The sequence below is a fragment of the Microcoleus sp. AR_TQ3_B6 genome (genome assembly GCF_036702785.1).
Lineage (GTDB): Bacteria > Cyanobacteriota > Cyanobacteriia > Cyanobacteriales > Microcoleaceae > Microcoleus.
The window spans coordinates 1-3286 of sequence record NZ_JAUBVJ010000200.1; the positions used below are offsets into that span (position 1 = coordinate 1).

Genomic DNA, 3286 nt, shown 5'->3' on the forward strand with positions numbered 1-3286 from the left:
TGTGACAGAAGGAGCTGACTTCCCCCCCATATCAACTTCACCACCCTTGCCAAGGTCAATGCCACTGGAAGGACTTTTCGATATGCTGGGGGATAATTCCGACTTGCCGGAACGCCTAGACATAACTCGCCTCTACCCCACATATTCGCGAATCGCCGCCTTCTGAGATCGCCCACAACTCGCCTGTGAGCGTTTGCTCTGTAAGGTTGCCGCCACCGTTAGGGGCCAGAAAAATGCCGCTACCAACAGCTACATTTTGGGTGCCGGCAATCCAAATAGGTACATTTCCTGTATTTGTGGCGTACAAAATAGCCCGGTTTGGATTTGCGCTCCTAAACGGCGTCGGAGCCGCCGAGCCAATATCGATTCCGTAGGGCAAACCACCACCGATCGCCCTGACTTTTGGTTTTGCAATTAGGTCAAGGGTAAATCTAAAATCTCCTTCAAAATTAATATAATCCCCGGCCCCCAGAACGCCGTGTCCGTAATTAAAAATGGAAATTCCTAAACGGTCGTCTGGGCTTAGTAGTTTTAGATTATTAATCGTCAAATACGGGATAACAAAAGGGATTGTCGTTTCTCTTCCCTTGTTTTGTAATCTAGCTGTTGATAAGGTTGACCATGCTCCTGTCGCCCCTTTTCTAGCATGGAATCTTAAGCCGACAAATGGGTATTCCTCTTCAATCCTAAGCATTGCAGCAATTTTTTCTGCTGCATTCATTTCTGGGTAAAGCTCCGCAAATGGCGCTTGCTGATAGGAGGGCAAATAAATAGCGCCGCTAAGAGCCTCAAGATAAAAGTTTTTACCTAAATGGTAAGAGCTTGCTAAATCGGCATATTCAGCAAAACTATCAGCGCAGTTGAGAATTTCAATAATTCCTGTTCCGTCAGCAGCGGTAATGCTGCGTCGAAAAGTTCTGGTGTTACCAAGTTCATTTTCTGCCATTAGCTTAAGTACACCTTCCCTTCTATTACGTTGCCACCACCGGGCAAGCTGATTATTTCTATCGGGAATTCCAGCAGGGTGCTAAATGTGGCATCTGTTCCGCCACTTGCCGCCAACGTGTGCGTACACCGAGTAATCGCAGTTTGTTTGTCGGGATTTTTTGTGGGATCGAGTTCTCTCAATTTGAGCGCTATCACTGCCTCCATTGCTGCTTGTGCGAGGTTCGGCGCGCTGCTACTGCCACCAGTTCCACTGGTAAAGGTGGAGCCTACTAGGTAATCGGTAGCTGTGTAAGTGGTGACTCCCCCCGCAGCGTTAGCCGGCACCACGTTCAAGAGCAAATCAATGGCAGCGGTTTTAGTTGAAAGGTTGGCGGTAATGGTAATTCGATCTGTTCGTTGCGGAACTCTTGTTAAGCTATTTTCCTGTTGCTCTAAGAGGGAAAGGATTCCATAAACGTACCGCTCCAGACTCGCCGCACCCTGCGGATCGGAATAGCTAATCCCCGAAACAGAACCGCCAGAGCCAGAAGTGTGAGGCGCCATAAAGAACTAAAATAAAAACTTACTTTTTCAGTTTAAGTAAGATGTATTGACTCGATGTCGGGTTACTAAATTCTTAAGAAGTTGCGGAAATAGATAAATTAGCAACTGCAGAAGACTGAACAACTGTGCCGCCGTACGGGTTTGGCGCGCTAGACTGAAAACAGCAACTAAAAGGTTGCTGTTAAAGCAGTATTTACACGGAATCAGCAACTGTGAAAATTTTAAGAGTTGGACAAGCTACGCCTCTTACTCAGACGACTTTTAACCAAATCAGCAACCAATTTGTGGCGGATGTCTATAAACTTTTTTTAGCTATATCTTGGTACACTGGGGAAAGACCAGAAGCCATCCTGAGAATAGATGTTAGCCACGTTTACCAAAACCCAATAACGCGCCAACCGCGTGATACGATTCTTTACCCCGGGGCTAATCGCAAGGACCGACAAACTCGCGAGCTATCTATCCACAGGGCGCTTAAATTGATGCTTAGTGCTTACCAGCCGCCGGAATCAGGCTTCTTATTCCCTTCTTTGTATAGGGCTGATCAGCATTTAAGCCGACAAGCTTTTGACAAAGCTTTTAGGCGCGCGGTCAAAAAAGCTGGGTTAGAGAATCAAGGTTTTAGCCCCTACTCTGCAAGGCGTGGTTTTATCACCCGATTAAATGAGCAAGGGTACGATGTGAAATTAATTCAAACCCTAACCGGTCATAGAAGTATATCTTCCTTGATGCGATATGTCGAAGTTTCACCGTCGCAACTAAAAAATGCAATTGATAATTTTTAAAATTTATGGGACTTGTTAACCTAAATCCGTCTAATGTTGCTATCAACGTCGCGGAAGATGTTCGAGGTTCGGATACAGTCGCGGCAGTCAGTGCGACTGCCACGAGCAGCGTTGCTCTTGCTGGTAACGCTAATCGGGGTTCGTATTCTATTTATAATGCTGGAACTACGACGGTATTTATCCGAGAAAATGCGACAGTTACCACAGCTTTGTACAAGCACCCTATCCCTCCCGGATATTTGTTTGAAAGTGAATTTACAAGCTCTCGTTATACGGGGATTATTAGTGTAATTACCGCAAGCGGAACGTCAAACTTGATGGTGTCTGAAAGCACAATCTCTTAGGATGGGTAAACTAACTAATCTAAATCCTGTAACTGAAGCAAGCCTGCCGCCGGAAATGACGCGCGATACAGAACTCGTAGCTGCACTTCTAAAAGCTCTCACCCTTTTTGCCAGAAGTAGCAGCATAGGGGCTATCGACGGTAACAATACTCCGATTAATGCCGCCGCTGGCTTCATGTGGGTTGATGGAAATGCCGCGCATGCAAATTTACCTGCTTCAGCAGGGTTGTTGATTGAGTTCGACCCGCTTCGGAATACAGTCTCGCAAGGCTTGTACCGCGCACAAATCATGATTCCCCTTACCACTGTCGCGAACGGCACGGTATTTCACGTTCGACATCAAAACAACGGGGCATGGGCCTCTTGGAGAATGCTTTGATTTAGGTATCAAGGGGAGTTTTTCAAATGATCCGCCACGCTTTGCGGCGATTCTCCTGCTGCCAGGAGCGATCGCACTTCAGCAACTTTCGCCTGTGCGATCGGCGAATCGGTATTGCCCCCGCGAATGTGAATGTGGCGCATCCGAAAACCGTCGCGGTAGGAAAATCTAAAATATTCGCCGCTACGGGCCGTGCCGCGAGGGCGATAAGTGGAAATTGCTTTTGATACAGAATCGTCATTATCAGCGGGCGGGGCTGTGTATTCTGTATCAGCAACCTGAGCCTT

At 47.0% G+C, this 3286-nt stretch carries 5 protein-coding genes and 1 pseudogene; 3 read left to right on the plus strand and 3 right to left on the minus strand.

All coding sequences use genetic code 11. From position 1 onward, the window contains the following. Positions 1-115: 115 nt before the first annotated feature. Positions 116-946 carry a hypothetical protein gene (locus QUB56_RS36540; RefSeq protein WP_332961244.1) on the minus strand — a complete coding sequence of 277 codons (831 nt, stop codon included), beginning with the start codon at positions 944-946 and terminating at the stop codon, positions 116-118. Next, positions 946-1491: a hypothetical protein gene (locus tag QUB56_RS36545; protein WP_332961245.1), complete on the minus strand. Its 546-nt coding sequence runs from the start codon at positions 1489-1491 to the stop codon at positions 946-948. The genes QUB56_RS36540 and QUB56_RS36545 overlap by 1 nt, the downstream gene beginning before the upstream one ends. A 212-nt stretch (positions 1492-1703) precedes the next feature. Here QUB56_RS36545 and QUB56_RS36550 point away from each other — a divergent pair, with 212 nt between their 5' ends. The 3 genes from QUB56_RS36550 to QUB56_RS36560 are packed head-to-tail and all read left to right on the plus strand — an operon-like array spanning position 1704 to position 2999. Further along, entirely contained in the window at positions 1704-2276 is a 573-nt protein-coding gene (locus tag QUB56_RS36550) for a tyrosine-type recombinase/integrase (RefSeq protein WP_332961247.1), read from the plus strand. Between the two features lie 5 nt (positions 2277-2281). Beyond that, a complete protein-coding gene (locus tag QUB56_RS36555) occupies positions 2282-2620 on the plus strand; it encodes a hypothetical protein (RefSeq protein WP_332961249.1) in 339 nt (112 codons plus the stop codon). A 1-nt stretch (position 2621) separates the two neighbouring features. Next, positions 2622-2999, plus strand: a complete 378-nt coding sequence (locus QUB56_RS36560) for a hypothetical protein (protein ID WP_332961250.1) — start codon at positions 2622-2624, stop codon at positions 2997-2999. Positions 3000-3007: 8 nt separating this feature from the next. On the opposite strand, the pseudogene QUB56_RS36565 reads toward QUB56_RS36560, so the two are convergent. Further along, positions 3008-3286 (minus strand): annotated as a pseudogene (locus QUB56_RS36565) (hypothetical protein); the annotation flags it as partial.